Source organism: uncultured Tenacibaculum sp., from assembly GCF_947494125.1.
Lineage (GTDB): Bacteria > Bacteroidota > Bacteroidia > Flavobacteriales > Flavobacteriaceae > Polaribacter.
In genome coordinates this window covers 11632-36732 of record NZ_CANLTU010000004.1, presented here as the reverse complement: position 1 = coordinate 36732, position 25101 = coordinate 11632, and the positions used below count along the sequence as shown (strand labels likewise).

The window sequence follows — 25101 nt, the reverse complement described above, 5'->3', positions numbered from 1 at the left end:
ATTAAAAAAATTAGCCTTTTACGTCAGCCATTGAAGCTCCAAAGTTGATGTGTAACGTATTACCAGTTGGTGTAACTAAAGCTGGAACCGATTTTACTCCTGCATTTTCAGCTTCTTGAATTCTACTTCTGGCTTCACTTATATTAACTACTTCTACATTTTGTGCTCCTACTAAATTAATAATGTCGTGTTCTGCACTGATACATACTGGACATCCTGCGTGATAAAAAATTGATTTACTCATCTTATTATATTTTTTTAATGCTTAATTGCATTACAAATATAGTAAGGAATCCTAACCTGATAGATTGTTTTTATATTTTTTTTTATTATGTAAGCATAAGGTTTAGTTATTTAGAGTTGTAACGTTCTCTTTTTTAGTTAAAAAACTGTTGTTTAATAAATGGCTATAACTGGTTTAATTTCTTTAAAGTTCCATTAAAAAAGTTATGATCTACAAAGGTTTTGATTCCTTTAACTTTGGTCGAATCGTTATTTTGCCAAAATGTCCAGCCTACTTTTTCCCAAGGAATAGGTATTGCAGGTGTATCTGTATTGTAATTAGCTATCCATAAGTGATATGAACTGAAAAAGGTGTCATTTAAATATTTGTTAGCAAAGTTAGTTGAGGTATATATAATTGGTTTTTTTTTAAATTTATCTTCCACAATTTTTAGCCATGTTTTTACTCCTTTTTGATATTCTGCTATGGTTATATTAGAATTAACACCGTGTGTCTCTAAATCTAAAGTAGGAGGTAGGTCAGTAGTTTCTGATAGTTTTAAAACAGTTTGTATAAAAAAATCTGCTTGTTTTACAGGGTCATCTATAGTATAATAAAAGTGGTAAGCTCCTCTTTTTAAATCTTGTTGTTTTACATTTTTCCAATTAGTACAAAATAGAGAATCTATATAATCGATTCCTCCAGTTGCTTTTACAAAAACAAACTTTACTTCGGATGTTTTTAAAGCTTTCCAATTAATATCTGATTGGAAATCGGAAATATCAATTCCTTGTGTATAGCTTTGTGTAGTTTTTTCTGAAGTAGGAACACTACTTTTTGTTAGGGGAGCTTCTTTTTTTTGTTTGCTATAAGAAGATAACGAAGTAGTTATAAATAGTATAAAAATGAATAATTGTTTCATAGTGTTAGTTGACTGTAATCATTTTAGGGGCTATTAAAAAATCTTACTAAAAGTAAAGAAATGTCTTGATATAGAATAATATTTTTAAACTAATTAATGTCATTTTACAAGTTTCCGTTTGCTTTACAAACCATTTTTACCATTTGTAAATTAGTTTAAGTTTTGTAATTAGCTATTTCTATATTTGTAATTATGGCAAAAATTAGAGCAATACTTATTGATGATGAACAAGGAGCTATAAGTGTGTTAACTAATTTACTACAAAGGGATACTCAAGAAATTGAAATAATAGGAATTGCAAGTAATTTGAAAGATGGAGTTGCTAAAATAGAAGAGTTAAAACCAAATGTGGTATTTTTAGATGTACAAATGCCTAACTATGCTGGCTATGAAATAGCGTCTTTTATTGAGGAAATTGAATTTGAAATTATTTTTGTTACTGCTTATAATCAATTTGCAATTAAAGCTTTTGAATTAAATGCTGTAGATTATTTAGTAAAACCTATAGGCAGAGAAAAATTAGCATTAGCACTTCAAAAACTAAAAGACAAACTGAATCAAAAAAAAGCGCTAATAGATTACAAAGACTTATTAAAAATTATAAAAGACAAAGAGCATAAACAAATAGTATTGCCTGAGTTAGGAAATAGAAGAGTTATTTCTTTAGATACTATTGTGGCTATAAAAGCAGATGGAGCTTATAGTATTATATATATAATAAATAAGAGTAAAATTACTACAAGTAAGAATTTAAAATATTTTGAAGATGTATTATCTATAAGTCCTTCTTTTTTTAGAACTCATAGAGGGTGGATTGTTAACTTAAATCATATAGAGTTATTAAATAAAACTGAACAAATAATTACTTTAGCTAATGGTTTAGTAGAAGCAAAAATTTCTAGATCTAAAATAACAGATATTGAAGAAGCAATTAAATAAAACACAAATCATTAGAGCTTATGTATTCAATAAATTGGTTATTGTAACTTTATTGCTCGTATCTAAATTATATTCACAAAACCCAAGCCATTATTTTTTAGGAAAAGAGGAATTAAAAAATGCTGATGTTTATTCGATTTTAGAAACCAAAAACGAAGAATTATATATAAGTACCAATCGAGGACTTTTTTATTTTTTTAATAAAGAGTTTAAGTCAATTCCAAAACTTAAAAATCAAAAAGGCTCTTCGTTGTTTAGTTTAATAGAAAATAAAAAGGGAGAAATCTTTTGTTATAATCTAAGTGGACAAATATTTAAAGTAACCGATAAAAAACTTACACTTTATTATACGCTTCCAGAAAAGTATTTACAATCTCTTTTTTATCTTTTTTTTGATACTTCCGATAATTTAATAATCACAGCTAAGGGAACATTTAATATTAGTAATCCAACTAAAGTTGTTACTATAGATACATTAAAAGTGAGTTTTGCTTCTAAAACTTCAGCAGGAGAGATTATAATAAACAACAAAATAGATTCACTTAGTATATTAAAAGATGGAATTATAAAATGTCAAAAGATATCAGAAAAAGTTAATCTAAAAGATAATCACAGAACAACACTTAAAATAAATAATGTATTCTTTAATTATTATATGGAGGGAACTATTTTGCCTGTTGCTCCTTCAAAAAAAATAACACTAACCTTTTTACCAGAAAAAAGGGCAAGATATCACCAACTTATAGAGAGTGAAACATGGAGTTTAAGTGCAAATAAAGGGGCTAAATCAATAGTTTTAAAAGAGGATAGTTTAAAAATAAAGCATCATTTCTTTAAAAATGAATTTATATCAGCAATACATAAAGGAAAAACAGGAACCTATTACTTTGGCACTTTTGGAAACGGATTAATAGTTGTGCCAAATATAAATATAAAAGAAAGTAAGTTAAGTAATAACCAAATTAGAGGCATAGCAGTTAGTCCAAATAATACTGTGTTTTTTACAGAAACTAACCAAGGTATAAAGGCTTATAAAAAAGGCGATATTATAAAAATAAAGGATTCTGTAAAAGGTAAAAACTACCATAAAATATATTATGACGCTGCGATAAATTTTAAAATCAATAAAGAAGTACGAGGACTGTTTTATGATAGTTATTTTTTAGGGCAAAAGAAATCTTCTTTTAGTGCAGCTAAAGATATTTTTATAACTAAAAATAAAACAGTCTTAATAGCTTCTACAAGTGGATTGTCTAAAATAGGAGAAGACATTCTTTTAGATAATTTATCATGGGATAAAGTAGAGGTAAATAATTATCGTTATTCAAAGATTAACAAACGATGTAAATCGGTAGTTTATGATAGTATAAATAAGCAAATTTATTTAGCAACTATTAATAAATTACTACGTATTACAGCTTCCAATGTACATACAGAGGTTTTTTACAAGGGGAATAGTATTAGTGTAAATAAATTACTACTTCATGATAATAAAATTTGGATTGCTACTCAAAAAAATGGCGTTTTAATATATGAGAAAGGGAAAATTACTAAAGAAATAAATACCCAAAATGGATTGTTATCAAATAATATTACAAAAATAACGATACATGATAATAAATTATACATTCTCTCAAATGGGAAATTACAATATGTTTATTTAGATACTAATAATATAGTAAGCTTAGAAAAAGCAGAAGGATTTATAAGCTATATAGACGATTTTGCATTTAGTAATACTAAATTATGGATGTTAAATAGAAGAGAAGCACTTTCTTCTATTTTAATAAATAAAATACCAAGTAAGAACCCGAAGCCAAAATTAAAATTAGATACCATTTTAGTAAATAATAAAACAATTGATTTTAAGAAGGTAAAGCGTTTTGGATACAATCAAAATCATTTTAATTTTATAATAGATGTAAAAAACATTACTGTAGCATTAAATACAACAATTCATTATAGAATAAATGGAATAGATGCTGATTGGAATATATTTGATAAAAAACAAAATTCTAATATAGTTTATAAATCATTACCTATAGGAAAGCATCGCTTTGAAGTATATGCGAAATATGGTGTAAATAAGAGCGAGACTTTACATTATAACTTTACTATAAAAGCTCCTTATTGGCAGCAATGGTGGTTTTATGTAAGTATAGGTTTTATTATTTTAATACTTATATATGTATATTTTAAAAGACGAATAACTTTTATAAAAAAGAAAGATAAAGAAGAGTTAGAAAAACAAATGCTGCAAACTAATTTGTTAGATACACAATTGGCAGCATTACGCTCACAGATGAATCCACATTTTATTTTTAATTCACTTAATTCTATTCAAGACTTAGTATTGAAACAAGACACCGAAGCGTCTTATGATTATATTGTTTTATTCTCTGAGTTGGTTAGGAACACTTTGAATTACTCTAATCAAGATTTTATATCAATAGAAAAAGAAATTGCATTTATAGAAGTGTATTTAAAGCTAGAAAAACTACGTTTTGGTACAAACTTTCAGTATCATATAAAATACGAAGGAAATGAAGAGCTAAAAGTTCCGTCATTATTAATACAACCTTTTATCGAAAATGCTTTGCTGCATGGGTTATTGCATAAAAAAGGAGAAAAAGAGTTGTTTGTTACTTTTAAGTATACAGATGTATTACAATGTATTATTACAGATAATGGTATTGGTAGAAAAGCATCTCAAGATATAAATAAACGACAGGGTAATAACCACGAATCATTTGCTTTAGAAGCGATAGAAAAACGGTTAGAAATCTTTAAAAAACAATATCAAACGAAAGTAGGATATACGATAACCGATTTGTATGAAAATAAGGTAGCAGTAGGTACAAAAGTGGTGATAACAATGCCTTTTAAAAAACAATTTTAAAACTAATTTATAGTTGTTTACATTCCTTTATAAAGTCAAATTACCATTCATAAATCCGTTTATTACTAGGTAGTAATATTAAAGTATTGTTGTAGTTCTAAAACTTTTAGACCTATAATTTTATGAAAACAAAACTATTTTTAATCATTTTATTTTTAACTACGGTTATTTATGCTCAAGTACCGACTACAGATTTAGTAAAGTCTTACGAATTTACAAATGGTAGTTTAGTAAACATAGCAACACCAGGAACAGGAGATTTAGCTCCAACTGGAACAGCTAGAACACAAATTACCGATTTTTTAGACCGCTCTAACCAAGCCTATATACTTAATGGAGATAGCTTTAATGCAGGGCAAAGAGGGGCTGCAGCTTTAGCAAATACAGGAGATGTAACTATTGGTTTTTGGATAAAAACGGGAACAATAAATAGTACGCCTCAAAGCATAATAAAACAATCTGGAGTTTGGTTTACAGGTATTGTTGGGTGGGATGTTGAACTTGTAAATGGAAAGGTAAGGTTAACTTCAAATTTTTTAAAGAATGGTAGTCAACCAACTCTACGACGAGAATATGAGTCTAATGTTATTGCTGATAGTAAATGGCATCATGTTAATATAACTTTGAAAAAAGTAACTTTTTTATCCGGAGGTTCATCAACATTTGGTTTGCATCGATATATTTATATAGATAATGAATTACAAGCTGATGGGAAAAGTGGTGGAGCTGCAGGTTTAGCTCATGTAGCAGTAAACTCTCCTAGTGATATTATAATAGCAGATGGTACTACTAATAAATATGAAGATACTATAGATAATATTAGAATATATAATAAAGCGTTAGATGATGTGGAACGTAAAAACTTATATAAAGAGTTTTATGATTTGGTTCCGCGTTTTTATGTTGATTTAAATGCTTCTGGAGCTAACAATAGTACTTCTTGGGCAAACGGTTTTACAGATTTAAGTAAAGCTTTATCTGTAGTAACAACACAAGATATTTGGGTAAAGGCTGGCACTTATAAACCACACGCTACAGATAGAACAATATCTTTTACATTAAATCAAGAGGACTTAAACATATATGGAGGTTTTAACGGCACAGAAACCACCTTGTCGCAAAGAGATGTAAATACCTATAAAACTATTTTATCTGGAGATTTACAAGGAAATGATACAGCAGGTACAGTAGATTATAACCTAGCAGAAAAAAGCGACAATAGTTTACATGTAGTAGTGGTATCTAAGGATAATATTAGCATTGATGGTTTAACCATTATCAATGGGTTTGCAAATGGAACAGCAGGGCATGCTAATGGAGCAGCTATATTAAAACATGATACAGGAAATGATAATTTAACCATTAAAAATTGTAGTATAAAAGACAATATTTCTTATGGAGGTGGAGCAGTTAATGCTGACTTTAGAAATACAACGAATTCGACTTTTAATATTGAAAATACAATTTTTGATAATAATTTGGCGCGTTGGGCTGCCGCACTGTACAGTTATACAGGTATTAATAATGCTTCAGCAGATGCAAACGTTATTAATTGTTTATTTACTAATAATGTTACTAAAGATTTGAATTCAAGTGCTAAGGCATTGAGTGCGAGCGCTATGTGGTTTAGAGCATATAGAGATGGTTCTAGTTATACTTTGGATGTTGTTAATTGCACCTTTTCTAAAAATCAAGATATTGGTTCACAAGGAAGTAATACAAGAGCAACATTTGGTTTAAGTAGGCATTTTAATGCTGCTTTAAGTGCGAATATTTCTAACTCTATTTTCTACGGAAACACCACGGTTGGTGGTGCATTAATTAATTCAATAGGTAGAATAGATATTAACCTAAGTGATGCTCAAATTATCAATGCATTAAATTCTATTGATGAGGATAATTTTGCCAAAGCTAGCACTAAAACAAATACAAGTACTGCTAACCCTTTATTTAATAATGCAGCAGCTAACGATTTTAGATTGCAAATTACCTCACCTGGAAAAGACGCAGGAAATAATACTAAAATACCAGTAGGGATTACTGCCGATTTATTAGGTAACCAACGTATCTACAATACCACGGTAGATATGGGAGCGTATGAGTTTGACCCAGCCTTAGTTATACAATACAATTTAACGATTAATAAAACAGGAAGTGGTTCTGTAGTGCCTAATGGTACGAGCACACATAACAATGGAGATGTAGTTACATTAATAGCAACCCCAATTTCAGGATGGAATTTTGCTGGTTGGTCTGGAGATGCTTCAGGAACTACTAACCCATTGCAGGTAACTATGAATGCTGATAAAAATATTACAGCTACTTTTAACTCAGCACCACAAACGCTAACTATAAATACTGTAGGGAGTGGTTCTGTAACAGAAAGCCCAATACCTACAAATGGGGGGGGCTATAATTTTGGAGATCTAGTAACACTTACCGCAACTCCAGCTGCAGGTTATAAATTTGATGGTTGGTCAGGTGCTATTACATCAACTAATAATCCAGAAACCATAACTATGAATGGGAGTAAAAATCTAACTGCAACATTTAGCTTAAAACCAGTAATATATGTAGATAAAGATGCTACTGGAGCTAATGATGGTTCGTCTTGGACAAATGCTTATACCAATTTGCAAACAGCCTTAACAAACGTAACTGCAAATAGCGATATTTGGATTGCTGATGGTACATATAAACGACATACGACTGATAGATTTCTATCTTTTATAGTAAATACTACTAATATTGGAATTTACGGTGGGTTTAATGGTACAGAAACAACTATATCTCAAAGGGATTTTAGAACTAATAAAACCATTTTATCAGGAGATTTACAAGGGAATGATACAGGAGTTGTAGATTATAATTTAGCTGAAAAAAATGATAACACAACACATATACTAAGAGTTATTTCAGATGACTTAATACTAGACGGTATAACTATTAGTGGGGGATATGCTTCTTTAACTTCTCCAGCAATAGAAAGCGATGGAGCTGCCATATTAAAAGCCGATGCAGTTAATAATCTAACTATTAAAAATTGTAACATAAAAGATAATATTAGTTTTGAAAGAGGAAATGTCTTAGCTGTTTTTAATGGGAATGGTAAACTTACTATAGAAAACACCGTTTTCGATAACAATTTAGCAATGTATGGTTCAGGTATTTATAGCTTTAATGCTAATAGTACTTCTATCACTGCAAATATTACTAATTGTTTATTTTCAAATAACATTTCTAAAGATAGAGGAGGAATTCAAGGTTTTGCAGGTAGTGCAATGTGGTTAAGAGCGTATGGAACAAACTCTACTTACAATGTAAATATTGCCAATAGTACTTTTGCTAAAAATCAAGATATTACTGCACGAACTGGCTTAGTATTAGCTACTGTTGGACTTAGCCAAAGAAATGGACATGGTGTTATGACTGCAACAGTTTCTAATAGTGTATTGTATGGTAATACTATGAATGATCCAAACTTAGTTCCAACTTCTATAGGTTGGGTAAATTCTAATAGACCTTCCGATATAAGTGTAATTAATTCGATTACTCAAGGAGGATCGCTTCTTGCAACAAGTGTAACCAATGTGATCTATTCGGATCCATTATTTACAGATGCAGTCAATAACGATTTTACCTTACAATCTGGTTCTCCAGCAGTTGATGCAGGAGATAATGCTAAAATACCATCGGGTATTACAACCGATTTACAAGGGAACCAACGTATTTTTAATACAACGGTAGATATGGGAGCTTATGAATATGGAACATTACCAATAGTAACTACTTGGACAGGAGCTACTGATAATGACTGGAACACTTCAAGTAATTGGGATAATGGAGTACCTATAGCGACTATGGACGCTGTAATACCAAATGTGAGTAATGATCCTCAAATTAGAAATACGAATTTAATAGCATCAGTAAAAAATTTAGAAATTCAACCAGGAGGAAGTTTAAAAGTTTTTCGAAGTAATGCAATAACTATTGAAGGCGATTTAGTTCAAAACGGAACTTTTGAAATCCTTTCGTTTCCTACTACAAGTGGATCTTTAATAGTAAAAGGGAGTCAATCTGGTTCGCAAAAAATATCATACTATAGAGGTTTATCAGCAAACTGGCATTTAGTATCATCACCAGTAGTAGGTCAAAGCATAGCTATATCTGGTTTGGGTAGTATTGCCACTAGTGGAGTAAAACATGCCATTGCATATTATAATAATAATTTAGCCTCTTCACGTTATACATACTATACAACGGCTAGTGGATCTAATAATATTAATACTGCTGGAAATTTCATAAAAGGAAAGGGATATTCAGTAAGAAGATTATTTCCAGCACCAATTATATTATCAGGAACTTTAAATACTTCTGATGTTTCTATAGTCGTTACAGATGCTAGTGCAACAGGTAACAAATGGAATTTGATAGGAAATCCATTTACGGCAAGTATACAAGGAAATGTAAATGCTGAGGTTACTAATAATTTTTTAACAGTAAATGCATCACAATTAGACCCAGCAAGAGTAGCTATGTATGTTTGGAATGCAAGTACAGGTTCGTATGATATAATTAATCAAGCTAGTGTAGCTAAGCATATTGCACCTGGACAAGGATTTTTTGTGGAAGCTAAAAACGGAGGAGGAACAGTTCAGTTTACTGAAGCAATGCAAAGTCATCAAACAGGTAATATTTTTTCAAAAGGTAGTGCATATAAAAAACCATCAATAAAAATTACCGTTTCAGAAGGGAAAAACACTAAAAGTACTGAGATAAAATACCTTGATAATACCTCTATTGGTTTAGATTTAGGATATGATGCAGGAGTCTTTTCAGGTGAGAATTCAGAATTTGGTGTATACACACATTTAGTGGACGGTAGTAAGGATGTAGATTTTGCCTTACAATGCTTACCTAAGAGTAATTATGAAGAAATGGTAATTCCTTTAGGTATTAAAACCAAAGGAGAAGGTAAAGTAGTTTTGTCTGCGAAGGCTTTAAACTTACCTAATAATGTAAATGTTTATTTAGAAGATAGGGATAACAATACGTTTGTTAAGTTAAACGGAATTGCTACTACTTATAAATTACCAATGATTTCTTCTAAAGATGAAGTAGGTAGGTTTTATATACATACAACAGCTAAGAGTAAATTAGAATTAACAAATATAGCTATTGAAAGCGAAAATATTAACATGTATATGATGACAGGAAATACCTTGAAAATTACAGGAGTTACTAAGGGAGAAACAAAAATACTTGTTTTTGATATTTTAGGAAAAGAAGTGTTTAATACAACTTTTAAAGCTAAAGGAACTAACAATATAGAATTGTCTAGTTTAAAAACAGGAGTTTACATAGTGCGTTTAAAAACAGCAGATGGAGCTAATGTAAATAGAAAAATAATTATTGAATAAAGTAGAAAAAAGAAACAAATGAAAAAAATAGATAAAGACGAGATTACTCGTAAAGATGCATTAAAAAAAATAGGAAAATATAGCAAGTTTGCAGCATTAACCGCATTAGGAACTTATATGATTTTAAACCCGCAGAAAGCACAAGCACAGAGTCCTGAAGACCCAGGTAATGGGTTTTAATTTTAATACTGATTTTAGTTTAGAAGAGTGTCTAGTTATTAGACACTCTTCTTTTTTATATTATATGTATTTTAAGGTATGCTAAAAAGGCATAAATAGTTGCTACTTTATAAAGAGGGTAAACACTTTTAATAAAAGAAGTATTTTGCTTTAAATAAAACTATTATTAAATGCTTCGATATAGTAACAACATATCGAGTGATATTGTGTTATCATATCATTCAATATGGTATTACCACATCGCTCGTTATAATATAATCATATCACTCGATATGAAGTAGGCATATCATTAGATATGCTAACGTCTTAATTTGTATGAAAAAAACTTTTAGAGCTAGTTAAAAAGAAAGCTAATAACTACTTAATTATAATAGTTAGTTAAAGTATCTTTTTTAAGATGTTTTTGCCAGTAACTGCGGTGCCTGATAGTACTCCAGAGAACAAAGCACCTCCGATACCTGCTGTAACAATATCTTGACCTGTTAAGTAAAAGTTCTTAATTGGTGTTTTTGGTTTTAAAAACGATTGTCTAAAGCGCGATGGGCTATGGTCTAACCCGTAAATCTCACCTTTTTCATAATTAATAAAATGCTCAGTTGTAAGCGGGGTAGATAACTCATAATAATTTATTTCCCCTTCTACTTGTGGCAGTTGCTTGTACAATTCTTTTAAAAGACGTTGTGCTATTTTTTCTTTAAGCTGTTCATAATCGTCTCCTCTTTTTTTCCATGAAGTTTGTTTCCACTCTTCAAACATTTCATAAGGAACTAAGGTAATAATATCAATAGCACTTTTACCAGGATATCTATTTTTCCAATCAGGATCTTTGGCTGCTGGAAACGACATATAAACCACAGGGAAAGGCTGCGATAAATCTTCTAAATAGTTTTTTACGCAAGTATCATGATCGCCTTTGGCAGGATATACCCAATAATTAGTTTTTGGTATTTGTAGCTCTTCAGGAGTACCTTCTAATCCAATATATAAGCTTACGTGTGCTACCGATGGCTTTACGGTTTGTAAATGCTTTTTTAACTGATATTGCTTTACAATACTAGCTGGTAATAATTTATTATAAGTAGTTATAAGACCAGCATTACTTATAATGTTTTTGGCTGAAATTTGTTTGCCATCTTTCATTTGAACTCCAATGGCTTTCCCTTTATTTATTAAAACTTCCTCAACTTCTGCACTTACTAATATGGTTCCTCCACCAGCTTCAATAACCGGATCTATGGTTTTTACAATCTGCGAAGATCCTCCAATTGGATAACTTCCTCCTTCAAAGTAATGACGTGCTACTGAAGCATGCATAGAAAAACTACTTTGTTTAGGAGGTAAACCATAATCGCCATACTGGCCTGTTAGTACTTTTATTAATTCTTCGTTATCGGTTATGCTTCGAAGAACTTCATAAGTTGTTTTATCGGAATATTTATAAAATGGTTTTCTTAAAAAACCTCCAGCTAATGCGTTTGATACTGGTGAAAGTGTTTTACTTATATAATAGTTCTTACTAGCTTTTACTGCTTTGAAAACCGTATTGATATAGGTATTGATAGCTTGTTCTTCTTCAGGGAAGTAAGCAATCATTTGCTTTTTAAAGTTTTTAACACCTTTTACAAAATCGTACTGTTTATCTCCAATAATAATTTTGTCGTAAACATCTCCCATGTCTTCCCATTTTAGGTCGCCATTAGTTACATAATCGAATAATTTCTTTAAAATACTTTTATCTCGCTGTACGTCTCCTATATAATGGATTCCTACATCCCACTCATAACCTTTACGTTTAAAAATATGTGTAAAACCACCAGCAGTATAATGCCTTTCTAACACCAATACTTTTTGACCTTCTTTAGCAAGTATGGCAGCAGTTGCCAATCCTCCCATTCCAGAGCCTATTATTATGGTATCGTAATTTTCTTGTAATGTTGGTTTTTTCTTGTAAGATTGAATCATGGAAAAGAGTAGGGGGTTGTTTTATTAATTATTCATTACATTTTTTATAGTCATAGCCTTCTCTGTATAGAATGGTAGTACCACTTTGACTAACTAAACTTAGCACATTATTATCACATTTAAAATTTAGTTTGGCTTTTAAAAAGTTTCCAGAACTTAGGTCGATAATCAATTCATTACCATTATAGGTCCATGAGTTTGGATTTGGAATAGCTTCACTTAATGATCCAAAATTTCCATCAGTACTATAAATAGTATGTCTTAAATCTTTAGTGAATTCATATAGTACTGTTTCTTCAAAACCTACCACATGCCATCTGCCTAGGATTGTTTTTTCCTGAGCAGGAATTTGATCGTTGTTTAGAGAACAGCTTGCTAATGTTATTGTTATAAATAATAATGTAAAAGCTTTTTTCATATGATAAAATTTAAGGGCATAAAAAAGAGTATAGTTTTTATAACTACTTAAGCAACCAATTTACTATAATTTTTGGAGATTATTAGTATTAGATGTGGTTTACTAATCTAATAATGATAATTGATACTAGAATTCCTATTGTGTATAACATGGAGAAATAGAATAAGTTTTTGTGTTTTTTTGAAGCTTTAATTTTCTTGTAATTTTTATAAGCTATAATTCCCGTGATAAAAGGACAAATAAGAAATAAAAAAAAAGCAGCTAAAGAAGCTAAAGCAGTCCATAAATTCATTACATCTGTTATGATTAGTAATACAAGAGATATGTAACAGAAATAAATAAAGGAAACATGGTTTTTATTAGGGGAAGTTTCTTTTTCAGTTGTCTTAGCTTTTTTCATTCTATTTTTTCTTTATTGTTTAAATAAATCTATAGTATAGTCAAATAATTTGAAGTCTCCCCATTTTCCATGCCCAGGAATTACAATTTTAGCTTTAGGATATTTAGTTTTTATTTTACGTACAGTTTGTGACCATTCAGCTGTATTAGCATCCTCTAAATTACCTTTACTGGCTTTAAGTTTTTTAATTAAACATCCACCAAATATGGCATTATCTTCAGGAAAGATTCCAATAATATTATCTTGGGTATGTCCTTCACCAAAATATTCAGCATAGACCTTTTTATTACCAATGTTTATTGTGAGTTGAGAATCAAATTCTTTTACAGGTTTGGTAAAAGTAACGTTGTTCTTTTTTAATAGTGCTTTTGTTTGTTTTGTTATGTAGGTAGGGATGTTCCTTTCTTCAAAGGTTTGTATTCCTCCGACACAGTCTTCATGGAAATGAGTAGGGATTATACCTATGATTTCACTTTTGAGTTTATGGGTAACAAAGTTTATTAATTCAATAGAACTTTTGTTGTCTGTAGGTGTGTCGAAAACGACTCCTTTATTTTTATTAATAACAAGCATACCATTACAAGCTACTTTTCCATAATCGTTGGTGTTTAAAAAAGAAATATGTGCATACACATGAGGTGATAGTTTTTTAATTATTAAGTTTTCTGTTTTGTAAATGGTTAAGCTATCTTTTACATGTGATTTAGCTTTTAGTGTACTAGGTTTAACTGGTGATTTCTTACATGAAATAAAAAATATTCCTGAAATAATAAATGCAATTAGTACTGTCTTTTTCATAAGTTTTTATTTGAGTTTGTATATGCTATTTAAAGTGTATTTTCATTCCTTCGTGGGAGGCTTCAAAACCTAAGTCTTCATAGAATTTAATTGCTTTGGGTCTTTTTTTATCGGAAGTTAACTGTAATAAATGCGCTCCTTTTTCTTGTGCTTTTTTTATAGCCCATTTAAACATTTCTTTCCCAATTCCTAAACCTCTTTTATCTTTTCTAATTCTTACAGCTTCTATTTGAGCTCTAATACCACCTTTGTAAGTAAGATATTGTATAAAAGACAATTGTAGTGTACCAATAATCTCTGCATTTTTATCTTCTACAACTATGAGTTCTTGATTTGGATCTAAACTAATTTTTTTAAATGCTATTAGGTATTCTTTTGGTAATGGCGTTTGAAAGTTTTCCCTCTTTCTTCCCAGTTCATCATCGGCAATCATTTTTATAATTGTAGTAAGATCAATTTCCGTAGCTTTTCTATAGTTTAGCATTGTTTATTTCTTTTTACTTATAATAGTTAACAATTATATTTATTCTTGACTATATTTTTTAAGTTGATAAATTGAAAATAACCCAAGAAATAGTTCTGCGATAATTCCAAAAATATAACCATTTGTTGGTAGTCCATCGGTTATCATACTTAATGCACGTCCAGTTGCGAGAGTTAACATAAATAAAATGTTTAACTCAGTTGCTCGCTTCCAGTAGTTGGTTTTCCAGATGCCTAAAATCCATACAATTGAAATACCAAGATATAAACACATTATGGCTTTTAACATGTTTGAAAGATCAATGGTATTTACTTGAATATTCAATTGTTGCGATAGGATAGAAGGAGAGCCATAAATAAATGCTGTAGGCACTACAATCCATAATGAAATGAGAAGATGTAAGTTTTTAACAATCCAATTAACTATTCTCATTGTATTTTTGTTTTATGCTAGACTAATGATGCGTAAGCTTGGTAATTATTTCCTTATGTTGAGGAAACAATTGTATCAATTCTTCTCTCTTGGGTAAAACAAAATCGTTAAAATCAAACCCTGGAGCTACTGTACACCCTGTAAAAGCATAAGAATTATGTTTTAATACTTCGGCTGCAAACCAATAGGTTGCTGGTACCACAAATTGTGGTTGCTCGTTTTGTTCTAAATCATTTCCTATCAACACAAAAGAATAGTCGCCAGTAGGAGAGATCATATGTAATTTTAAGGTAGTGCCTTTGTAAAAATGCCAAATCTCATCTTGGTTTATTTTATGGAAAGCTGAGAATTTATCTGAAGTTAATAAGAAATAGATAGAAGTACTATAATTTCTATCACCAATAAAATCAGCAGTAAGATTTTCATTTTTTATAACTCCGTTACTTCTATAGGTTTCTTTAAAATAACCACCTTCTGGGTGTTCCGTTAAATTGAATTTATGTATTATCTGTTGTGCTGTCATTTTCTTTTTGTTCATTCATTTTTTTTATAAGCGCTTTTAAACGCTCTTTGTTACGTTGCTTTTCAAGCTTAACTTTATTTTCTTTCTGTTTCATTAAGCGTGTATGTTTCGCTTTATTTACAGTGTTCTTTGCTTTTCCTTTTTTAGGCATTATTGGTTTGTTTTATAGCTAATAAACCTAAGAAAGTTATTAGTCCGTTTAAGATTAAAACAAAGAATCCGAAATCAAAATTAAATTGCGATTTACTAAAAATGCTTATGAGGTAGGTAAATACTGGAGAAAGTAAACAAATTATAGGGACTAATTTGTCTTTTACTTTTAGTTTGGTAAATAAACCAAAAGCATATAAACCTAATAAGGGGCCGTAAGTATAGCCTGCAAATTGAAATATTTTAGCAATAACACTTGCATCAGCAATAAAATATTTGAAAATTAAAATGGTTGCTATTAATACAAATGAAAAAAGCACGTGTATTTTTTTTCGAGTTTTTTCTTTCTCTTGTTCATCTTCTTTTTTATCAATTTCTAAAATATCAATACTAAAAGAAGTGGTTAAAGAAGTTAAGGCACTATCTGCACTAGAATAAGCCGCAGCAATTAAACCTAATAAGAAAAATAGTGAGGTAACAATTCCTAAATCACCACTCATAGCAATGGTAGGAAATAAGTTGTCTTTATGAGCATCAATTCCGTTTGTAGCTGCATAATCGGTTAACAATACCCCTAAAGCTAAAAAGAAAAAGTTAACTATTACTAGAACTATGGTAAACCAAAACATGTTTTTTTGTGCGTCTTTTAAGTTGCGACATGTCAAGTTTTTCTGCATCATGTCTTGGTCTAATCCTGTCATAACAATGGCTATAAAAGCACCAGAAAAGAAACGATTCCAAAAATAATTTCCTGCTTTAGGATCGTCAAAAAAGAACATTTTTGATAGTTTGTTTTCTGAGATGTATGAGAATAAACTCTCAATTTCCATAGCATCTTTAATCATAACAATACAAACCCCTACAGCAATTAACATGAATAATGTTTGTAAAGTATCTGTCCAAACTATGGTTTTAATACCTCCCTTAAAAGTGTATAACCAAATTAATAAAATGGTAATAGTTACAGTTATCCAAAACGGAATTCCGTAAGCATCAAACAAAATTAATTGTAATACATTGGCAACTAAAAATAAACGAAAAGCTGCTCCAATTGTTCTCGACAATAAGAAGAAAGAAGCACCGGTTTTATAGGAGTACCTACCAAAACGATCTTCTAAATAGGTGTAAATAGAAGTAAGATTTAGTTTATAGTAGAGAGGAAGTAATACTAAGCCAATAACTGCATACCCTACAACATAGCCAAATACCATTTGCATATAACTCATTTGTTGACCTTCTACCCAACCTGGTACGGAAATAAACGTAACTCCAGAAAGCGATGCGCCAATCATACCAAAGGCAACTAAATACCAAGGAGAGGAATTATCTGCTTTAAAAAATGTGTTGTTATTTGCCGATTTTCCTGTGATGTATGATATAAAAATTAATACACCAAAATAGGCTAGAATAAGGAGTAATATATGTAGTGGTTGCATACAGTTAAATTATGAATTACGAATGTACTAAATTTCTCATTCGTAATTCATAACTTAAAAGGTGTAGATTATAATTCTATAATAACTTCTGTAGTTTTTCTACGAACTTTTTTCAAGTCTTTCATATAATCATCTTCGGCTCTAAAACCAACAGGTAACACTAAAACTGATGTTAAGTTATGTTTGTTTAAATCTAAAACTTCATCATATTTTTCAGGAACAAACCCTTCCATAGGACAAGAGTCAATTTGTTCATTTGCTGCAACAGTCATTAAATTTCCTAAAGCAATATACGCTTGATTTCTGTTCCAAATTTTTAATTCTTCAGAAGTTTTATTAGCTATTGAAGAAGTAAGCATTTCTTTAAAAGGATTTAAAATTTCATCGGGTGTATTTCTAATATCTTTAACCAGTGAAAAATAATTATCAACATCCTTTGTTGTAAATTCTTTAGGAATACATAATACCAATACATGCGATGCTTGAGCTACTTGAGGCTGATTCCAAGAATGCTGTACTAATTGCTGTTGAATTTCTTTATTTTGAATTACAACCATTTTAATAGGCTGTAATCCATAGGAAGTAGCCGTTAAATTAAAAGCTTCTTTTAATGTATTTATTTGAGTTTCTGAAAGTGATTTGTTTTCGTCAAATTTTTTAACAGCGTAACGCCATTCTAAACTTTCTATACTATTCATTTTTTTGAATTTATTTAAAAAGCAAAACTACAATTGCTTTTAATAAAAATAATAATTTGTTTATCGTAATAATTGATAGTTCAATCAATTTAACCTTTATAATGATCAATAATTTTAATAAAAGTTTCAGGTTCTGGTCTTACACGATAATTATCGGTTAAGTCGGCAAAGATAATTTTATTGTCTTTATCAGTAATAATAACAGTAGGTAATACAACATCAGAATCATAACCAAAAACTTGAAAACCAGCAGGCAATCCGTTTTCATGTATAATACCTAATTGTTTAGCTACATTATTTTTTACATCTACTAAAAACCGAAAAGGAACTTCGTGTTTCTTAGCTAGGTTCTTGGTAAATTTATGTGGTTGTGAGCTTACTAAAACCATGGTAGTATTTCTTTTTTCTAGTTCTTTATATTGTGAAACAACCTCTTTAATTTGTGCCATACAGAGTGGACACCAATTTCCTCTGTAGAATAAGAAGATTTTAAAATCACCTTTTAAATCTTTCAGTGCAATTTTCTCTGACTGTCCATTTTCAAGCGTAAAATCAGGAAGTGTTTTGCCTTCTTGTAAAATAGCGGTGTTTCTTGAGTTAAAAGAAGAATACCAAGTTAAATAAGCTAACCAACCTAAAGCCAATCCAACAGAAATAAGCAATGATTTTTGTTCGAAATTAAAAAGATTTAAAAGAAACCCAATAACAATAAGCGTTGAATAAAAAGTTAGTGTTTTAGTTGTTCTTGCTACAGGTTTTATGAATAGCATGGCAAAGAAAATAACAATTGCTATTGAAGAAACTAGTAAGCCTATATTGCTACTATTAAAACTAGCATTAATAGTTGTTTTAATAAAAATAATTAAAGCAAAAACAGGGAACCCACTGATAAAAAGAGATTTAGTAATATTTTTCATATCTTAATAGTCGTAAAAGAGTTGCTAATTTACGGTTATGAAAGAAGAATTTCTACATTTTTTGTGGCAATACAAATTGTTTGATGTAAACAATTTGAAATCAGTACACAATGAAACTATTCAGGTTATTAAATCGGGTATGCATAATAAAAATTCTGGACCAGATTTTTTAAATGCGCAGTTAAAAATAAACAATCAATTGTGGGTAGGTAATGTCGAAATCCATATCAACTCTTCCGATTGGTATATTCATAAACATGAAGTAGATGAAAATTACGACGCTGTAATTTTGCATGTTGTTTGGAAACATGATTCAGAAGTGTTTATGAAAAACAATCAACCTATTCCTACATTAGAACTAAAAGATTTGGTTAATGAGAAATTACAGAATAATTATAAAAATTTATTCTCTAAACAGTTACGTTGGATTCCTTGTGAGCTTTTAATAGCAGAAGTTGACTCGTTTCTAATTCGAAATTGGTTAGAGCGATTGTACTTTGAAAGACTTGAAAACAAATCAATATTAATTAAAGAATTATTAACCCGTTCAAATAATAATTATGAGGCTGTTTTATTTCAATTATTAGCTAAAAACTTTGGTTTGAAAGTAAATGGAGAAGCATTTTTACAGTTAGCAAAGTCATTTGATTTTTCGGTATTACAAAAAGTTCGATTTAATGAATTACAATTATCAGCATTATTATTTGGGCAAGCTGGTTTTTTAGAGAATGATAATGATATTGAAAGTGAATATTTTTTTCAGCTAAAGAATGAATATTCTTATTTAAAACATAAATATAAGATAGAATCAATTGCTAACAACCAATTTCAGTTTTTTAGAATGCGGCCTAATAATTTTCCTACTGTACGAATTGCGCAACTTGTAGCTTTGTTTAAAAAGCATCAAAATTTATTTTCCAAATTGATGGAATTAAACAAGAAAGAAGATTTTTATGATTTGCTATTTGTTGAGATAAATGATTTTTGGAAAGAGCATTATACATTTAAAACAAAATCGAATAAATCATCAAAAAAACTTACTAAATCATTTATAGACTTGTTATTAGTAAATACAATTATTCCTTTAAAATTCGTATACGAACAGAGTAGAGGAGAACTTGATAGTGAAGAGATATTAAAATTAATACAACAAATTAAGCCAGAGAAAAATTCAATTATATCTAAATTTACGGAGTTAAAAGTTCTATCAAAAAGTGCATTTGAGACTCAAGCTCTATTAGAACTTAAAAACAGTTTTTGCGAAAATAAACGTTGTTTAGAATGTGCAATAGGAAATAGTTTGTTACGTTTATCAAATTAGTTTTTTATAGTACAATATTTTTAAATTTAAAGTTAAGAAAGAGTATCTACCCAATAATCATCTTAAATCTTTTTTTAATAAGTTATATTTCGGTTTTTAGTAGATGTAAAAAATAATAATTTTTTTAACTTACTACTCTTTTGAGTAGCAATAGAAGAGTATATAGGAAGTATTTTTGTTAAAAAATATAATTTGGAAACAAGATATAGTAGAAATAGAATTTATCTTACCGAAAGCGAGCAAGAAAAAATAAAACGAGTCCCTGTGCTTATAGGTGGGGCTGGTATTGGTAGTGTTATAGCTGAATGTATATTGAGGTTTGGTTTTGAAAATATAACTATTGTTGACGGAGATACTGTAGAGCTGACTAATCTAAATAGGCAAAATTATACAGAGAGCGATATTGGTTTTAGTAAAACAGAAGCCATAAAGAAAAAACTATTAAGTATTAACTCTAAGGCAAACATAAAAACATATAACTGTTTTATAGATAAAAATAATATAGAAGAGATTATTGAAGGACATGAAATAACAATTAATGCTCTTGATTTTACTACAGATATCCCTCTTTTATTTGATCAATTGTGTCGAGAAAGGGAAATACCAATACTTCACCCTTATAATTTAGGTTGGGGAGCTTTAGTTGCAGTGATTAATTCCGATAGTTTACTCTTAGATTCTATATCTAGAAATAAAGAGAAATTTAATGAGGTACATGTGGTGGAATATGCTTCTAGTTATATGAAATTTTGGGGTAAACCTCAGAACTGGCTTGATGAAATCATAGAATCTTATAAGAATGAGCAAGAAGTATTACCTCCACCACAGCTTTCTATAGCCTCTTGGCTAGTTGCTTCCATGTGTACAAATCTGATATATAAAATAGTAACTAATAAAAAGATAAAAACTTTCCCAGAATTTTATATGTCATCAATAGATAATTAAATTAATTTATTATTTATAGCATAAGAAATAGCCTCAGTTATATTTGATACTTCCAATTTTTCAAATAATTTTTTTCTATGAAATTTAACGGTATCTGGAGATACGTATATGACTTCAGAAATCTCACTTATAGTAAATCCTCTTGTAGAATACCTTAATATTTCTTTCTCACGCGTAGACAACACAATCTTTGATTTAGATTTCCAATAATTTCCTTCTAAATTATAGAAATGTATTATATTATCTTCTTCTCTGTATATTTTAATATTACCAGATTTTTCTTCAGATGACAAAGAGATTATACATATTGCTTTCCAAATTTTTCCACTTTTAGTTAAGAACATTGGTGTCAGCTTCTGATTAATTAAGATTGTCTTAGATTCTTTGTTTTTAATATGAAAATCATAAGATATAGTGTAATCTAATCTGTCTTCTATTGGAAGTTTATCATAAAAATCAAACCCAACAGTGTTAATTTTTAACAATAAATCTAAATCTTCTTTTATTACATGTTTAAAGTAAAAGGCATACCCCATTTGTTGAACTTCTTCCGCAGTATGTCCACACAAAAATAAAGGGTTTTCAGAAACGTATTCAAAACCTTTTTTTTCGTAATCAATTATATAAATGCTTTTATAGGTTACTCTTGCAAAAGCTCTTATAGGAGCTAAATAGTTTGATATTTGTTTTTTTTCATCTTCTAAAAGGGAGTTCACACTATTTTTAATAGAGAAAAAATCATCGACTTTTTTTTTCATTTACTATAAATTTCGGAGGAAAGTAAAAGTAACAAAAAAAATGATTTATAATCAATAAACTACCTTTTCAGGTAGTTTGTTGATTTGTAGCACTTTACTACACTTTAGTGTAATGTATACAGTATATCCAAAAGATAATTTTGTTTTTATAAAACTTAATTTGTTTATGGGATTTAAAATTAGTCATTTAAAGGGAAAAAGTGAAATTATCGATTTAGCAAAGTTTGTTGTAATGCAAAACTTTATTAATCATCAAAATGGAAAGATAGATGAAAGCTTTGAGAATGATTTAAAAGAGATACATGAAGAGGAGGCTGTTTATTATGAAAATTCAAAAATTTTCATTTCAAAAAATGAAAAAAATGAAATTAATGGATCAATTAGAGTTGTAAAGTGGAATTATAGAGATATTCTACCTATTCAAAAAATTTTTAATATAAATCCTATTGAAATAATAGGGAATTCTCCCATACGACATGTTTGGCATATAGGGAGGTTTGCAGTAAACAAGAATATAAAAAGTAGTTTACTCTTTAAAAAGCTAATGGTAGCTGCTTTATCACAAGTTTGTAAATATGAAAATTCTGTTGTTTTTGCAGAATGTGATAGTAAATTATTAAGAGTTATGAATGCTATGGGAATTAAGACTATTCAAATAGGTAATGCTGTTAATTATTTAGGTTCTGAAACCATTCCAGTATGTATTTATTTTGATGGTGTTATCGATTTTTACACTAAGAATAAAGTTTTATTTAGTTGATTTTAAGTTGATTAATAAAACTACCCTTTTGTGTAATCTTATATGTCTTTAGTGGAAATATCTTTGTTGTGAAAAAAAATATAAAATGAAAAAATATTTTACATTCCTATTCTTAAGTTGTTGTTGTTTTAGTTTTTCTCAAGTTATTTTAAAAGGAAAAATTGTAGATAATAATACTCCTATTGAGTTAGCTAATGTTTTATTGATAGGATTGGATAATAAGATAATAGAAGGCACTATTACAAATGAAGAAGGCCAGTTTGTTTTAGAAGTAAAAAAAGGAACGTATTTTTTACAGGTTAGCTTTTTAGGTTATGAGAAATGGAAAGAAAAAATTGTAGCCAAAGAAAGTGAAAACTTAGGGGATATAAAGCTGGTAGAAAAAGAAAATAGCTTAAATGAAGTTGTTGTTAATGCGAATCAAAAAGTATTTGTAAAAAAGGCTGATAGGCTTGTTTTTAATGTTAAAAATAGTTTGATAGGAAAAGCTAATGGGGATGTAACAGAGTTGTTGAATTTTGCTCCTAGCGTAATTGTAGAAGGAGAGAATATTCAAGTTTTAGGAAAAGATGGAGTAAAAATATTAATTAATGGTAGAGAGTCAAAATTAACAGGAAATGGATTAATGGCTTTTTTAAAGTCATTAAAAGCTATTGATATTGATAATATAGAGATTATAAATAATCCACCTGCTAAATATGAAGCAGAAGGGAATGTTGCTTTGATCAACATCATTATTAAGAAAAAAGAAATTGAATTTTGGAATAGTAATATCACTGGGGCTTACAGACAAGGTTTTTATAGCTTAGCTTCTTATAGCGGAGTGTTTAATTATAATAAGAAAAAATTTTCGTTTTCTACTAGTGTGTCTGGAGCAAATGGAAATACTAGAGGAGAGGAAAAAAACAAAATCTTTTACCCTGATAATTTTTGGAATCAAGAAACCTATTATAAATATAAAACAAAGTATTTAACCGCAAATATATTTTCTGAATATAGAATTAATTCAAATTGGTTGATTGGTGGACAATACACAGGAAGTTTTAGTACTCCTAATTCTAGTAATAAAGGGAATATTAATATACAGGGAATTACTCAGCCTAATATAATTACAAAAGTAGATAATACAGGTAAGGAAGAAGGTGAAAAAAGGTTTAATGGAATAAACTTTCATACAGTTATTAATATAACCCCTAAAAGAGTTATTAATGTAGATTTTGATTATTTCGACTATGAAAGAGATCAAAAGAGTATTGTAAACTCATTTTTCAATCCAAGTGGGAATATTAATAATATAAGTAATACTTCCTCACAAAATGTATCTAATTTTTCTTCAAAAGTTGATGTAGAGTATCCTTTTAAAAATGTAGCATTAAATTTTGGAGGTAAATTATCATTTACTGAAACAGATAATGATGTATTGATTAGTGGAGTTGTAAATTTTGATCAACAAACAAGTTTTAATTACAAAGAAGATATACAAGCACTGTATGCATCTTTGAATAGTAATTTTGGACTTTCAGAATGGAGTTTTCAATCTGGATTAAGAATGGAAAGAACAGAAACTTTAGCAAAAGAGAAAACACTAAATAACGAATTTAAAAATGATTATTTAAATTTCTTCCCTTCAATATATATCAATTATAAACCAAGTCAACATCATAATCTTTCTTTAAATTATTCAAAAAGAATACTTAGACCAAGGTTTAATACCTTAAATCCTTTTAGAATATATACAAGCCCTTTTTCTTACTCAGAAGGTAATCCAAATTTACAGCCAGTTTTGTTATCTAATATAAGTTTAAGCCACTTGTATAAAAGTTTCTTAAGTACAGAAGTTTATTTTTCAAAGGCTGAAAATAGTTCGGGCCAAGTAGCAGTTTTAGATGCAGATAATTTAACACAATCTATTACGAGATTAAATTACTTTGATGGCTATGATATTGGTTTTTGGTTGAATTATTTATATAATAAAAAGAAAGGATGGCAGAGTTTAAATACGTTTCATATTTATTACAATAAATCAACTTCTAAAATATATCCATTAACACCTAAGTCTATTACCGGAGTAGCAGCAATTCTTAAAACAACGAACCATTTTACATTAGATAAAAAGAAAAAATCAATAGTAGGTTTTGATTTTTCATATCGTTTCCCAAATACATCTAAAGAGCTAATTCATAACTATGAGCAGTTCATATTTAATGCTTTTGTAAAGTATAATGTAAATAATAATCTTCAACTTTCATTAAATGCCAATAATATTTTAAGAGAATATAATTTTAATAACGAGAGTGTTAGAAATGGGATAAAAGCTATTTATAGCGGTTATTATGATACACAATACATAAAATTTTCTATAAACTATAGTTTTGGTAATAGAAAAGTGAGAAGAACTAATAGACAATTGGGGAATAAAGATGAGAAAAATAGAACATAAAAATATATAAAGAATAGTTTACAATTACTTTATAATGCGCAGTGTGAATTAATTGTAAGCTAAAAGTTGCAACAAA

Annotated in this window: 22 protein-coding genes; 8 read left to right on the top strand and 14 right to left on the bottom strand. The window is 29.1% G+C overall.

Features of this window, described 5'->3' with window-relative positions:
* Positions 1–10 precede the first annotated feature (10 nt).
* Together Q0881_RS08650 and Q0881_RS08645 are read right to left on the bottom strand one after the other, a co-directional pair.
* Complete coding sequence (locus Q0881_RS08650) at positions 11–244, bottom strand: thioredoxin family protein (protein WP_299159023.1); 234 nt, start codon at positions 242–244, stop codon at positions 11–13.
* A gap of 163 nt (positions 245–407) precedes the next feature.
* Positions 408–1145, bottom strand: a complete 738-nt coding sequence (locus tag Q0881_RS08645; RefSeq protein WP_299159020.1) for a GH25 family lysozyme — start codon at positions 1143–1145, stop codon at positions 408–410.
* A 192-nt stretch (positions 1146–1337) separates the two neighbouring features.
* Here Q0881_RS08645 and Q0881_RS08640 point away from each other — a divergent pair, with 192 nt between their 5' ends.
* The 4 genes from Q0881_RS08640 (at position 1338) to Q0881_RS08625 (ending at position 10583) form a co-directional block, all read left to right on the top strand.
* Positions 1338–2084, top strand: a complete 747-nt coding sequence (locus Q0881_RS08640) for a response regulator (RefSeq protein WP_299159017.1) — start codon at positions 1338–1340, stop codon at positions 2082–2084.
* Positions 2065–4983, top strand: a complete 2919-nt coding sequence (locus tag Q0881_RS08635; RefSeq protein ID WP_299159014.1) for a histidine kinase — start codon at positions 2065–2067, stop codon at positions 4981–4983. Before Q0881_RS08640 ends, Q0881_RS08635 begins: the two co-directional genes overlap by 20 nt.
* Before the next feature lie 122 nt (positions 4984–5105).
* Positions 5106–10403, top strand: a complete 5298-nt coding sequence (locus Q0881_RS08630; protein ID WP_299159012.1) for a choice-of-anchor Q domain-containing protein — start codon at positions 5106–5108, stop codon at positions 10401–10403.
* A gap of 18 nt (positions 10404–10421) precedes the next feature.
* Positions 10422–10583, top strand: coding sequence for a hypothetical protein (locus Q0881_RS08625; protein WP_299159010.1), 162 nt, complete (start codon positions 10422–10424; stop codon positions 10581–10583).
* A 378-nt stretch (positions 10584–10961) separates the two neighbouring features.
* On the opposite strand, the gene Q0881_RS08620 is transcribed toward Q0881_RS08625, so the two are convergent.
* The 11 genes from Q0881_RS08620 to Q0881_RS08570 form a co-directional block, all read right to left on the bottom strand.
* Complete coding sequence (locus Q0881_RS08620; protein ID WP_299159007.1) at positions 10962–12545, bottom strand: NAD(P)/FAD-dependent oxidoreductase; 1584 nt, start codon at positions 12543–12545, stop codon at positions 10962–10964.
* Positions 12546–12573: 28 nt separating this feature from the next.
* Positions 12574–12963 carry a hypothetical protein gene (locus Q0881_RS08615; protein ID WP_299159005.1) on the bottom strand — a complete coding sequence of 130 codons (390 nt, stop codon included), beginning with the start codon at positions 12961–12963 and terminating at the stop codon, positions 12574–12576.
* Positions 12964–13051: 88 nt separating this feature from the next.
* Positions 13052–13363, bottom strand: a complete 312-nt coding sequence (locus Q0881_RS08610; protein ID WP_299159003.1) for a hypothetical protein — start codon at positions 13361–13363, stop codon at positions 13052–13054.
* 12 nt (positions 13364–13375) lie between these two features.
* Complete coding sequence (bla, locus tag Q0881_RS08605) at positions 13376–14161, bottom strand: subclass B1 metallo-beta-lactamase (protein WP_299159001.1); 786 nt, start codon at positions 14159–14161, stop codon at positions 13376–13378.
* A gap of 25 nt (positions 14162–14186) precedes the next feature.
* Positions 14187–14645: a GNAT family N-acetyltransferase gene (locus Q0881_RS08600; RefSeq protein WP_299158998.1), complete on the bottom strand. Its 459-nt coding sequence runs from the start codon at positions 14643–14645 to the stop codon at positions 14187–14189.
* Between the two features lie 39 nt (positions 14646–14684).
* The gene (locus Q0881_RS08595; RefSeq protein ID WP_299158995.1) at positions 14685–15077 is read right to left on the bottom strand and encodes a DUF4345 domain-containing protein; all 393 of its coding nucleotides are present in this window, start codon (positions 15075–15077) and stop codon (positions 14685–14687) included.
* 22 nt (positions 15078–15099) lie between these two features.
* Entirely contained in the window at positions 15100–15615 is a 516-nt protein-coding gene (locus Q0881_RS08590; protein ID WP_299158993.1) for a cupin domain-containing protein, read from the bottom strand.
* Positions 15575–15751 (bottom strand): hypothetical protein, encoded by a 177-nt coding sequence (locus Q0881_RS08585; protein WP_299158991.1) that lies wholly within the window; start codon positions 15749–15751, stop codon positions 15575–15577. The genes Q0881_RS08590 and Q0881_RS08585 overlap by 41 nt, the downstream gene beginning before the upstream one ends.
* Positions 15744–17186: a sodium:solute symporter gene (locus Q0881_RS08580; protein WP_299158989.1), complete on the bottom strand. Its 1443-nt coding sequence runs from the start codon at positions 17184–17186 to the stop codon at positions 15744–15746. The genes Q0881_RS08585 and Q0881_RS08580 overlap by 8 nt, the downstream gene beginning before the upstream one ends.
* Positions 17187–17254: 68 nt before the next feature.
* Positions 17255–17884: an NAD(P)H-dependent oxidoreductase gene (locus tag Q0881_RS08575; protein WP_299158987.1), complete on the bottom strand. Its 630-nt coding sequence runs from the start codon at positions 17882–17884 to the stop codon at positions 17255–17257.
* Between the two features lie 89 nt (positions 17885–17973).
* Entirely contained in the window at positions 17974–18801 is an 828-nt protein-coding gene (locus Q0881_RS08570) for a peroxiredoxin family protein (RefSeq protein ID WP_299158985.1), read from the bottom strand.
* A gap of 37 nt (positions 18802–18838) precedes the next feature.
* Here Q0881_RS08570 and Q0881_RS08565 point away from each other — a divergent pair, with 37 nt between their 5' ends.
* A complete protein-coding gene (locus Q0881_RS08565) occupies positions 18839–20122 on the top strand; it encodes a DUF2851 family protein (RefSeq protein ID WP_299158982.1) in 1284 nt (427 codons plus the stop codon).
* A gap of 192 nt (positions 20123–20314) precedes the next feature.
* Complete coding sequence (locus tag Q0881_RS08560; RefSeq protein WP_299158979.1) at positions 20315–21067, top strand: ThiF family adenylyltransferase; 753 nt, start codon at positions 20315–20317, stop codon at positions 21065–21067.
* Here Q0881_RS08560 and Q0881_RS08555 read toward each other — a convergent pair.
* Positions 21064–21825, bottom strand: a complete 762-nt coding sequence (locus tag Q0881_RS08555; protein ID WP_299158977.1) for a LuxR C-terminal-related transcriptional regulator — start codon at positions 21823–21825, stop codon at positions 21064–21066. The two genes, Q0881_RS08560 and Q0881_RS08555, sit on opposite strands and share 4 nt — an antisense overlap.
* A gap of 112 nt (positions 21826–21937) precedes the next feature.
* Here Q0881_RS08555 and Q0881_RS08550 point away from each other — a divergent pair, with 112 nt between their 5' ends.
* On the top strand, positions 21938–22585 hold the full coding sequence (locus Q0881_RS08550; protein WP_299158974.1) for a hypothetical protein: 648 nt from the start codon (positions 21938–21940) through the stop codon (positions 22583–22585).
* Positions 22586–22670: 85 nt separating this feature from the next.
* A complete protein-coding gene (locus Q0881_RS08545; RefSeq protein ID WP_299158971.1) occupies positions 22671–25025 on the top strand; it encodes an outer membrane beta-barrel family protein in 2355 nt (784 codons plus the stop codon).
* Positions 25026–25101 lie beyond the last annotated feature (76 nt).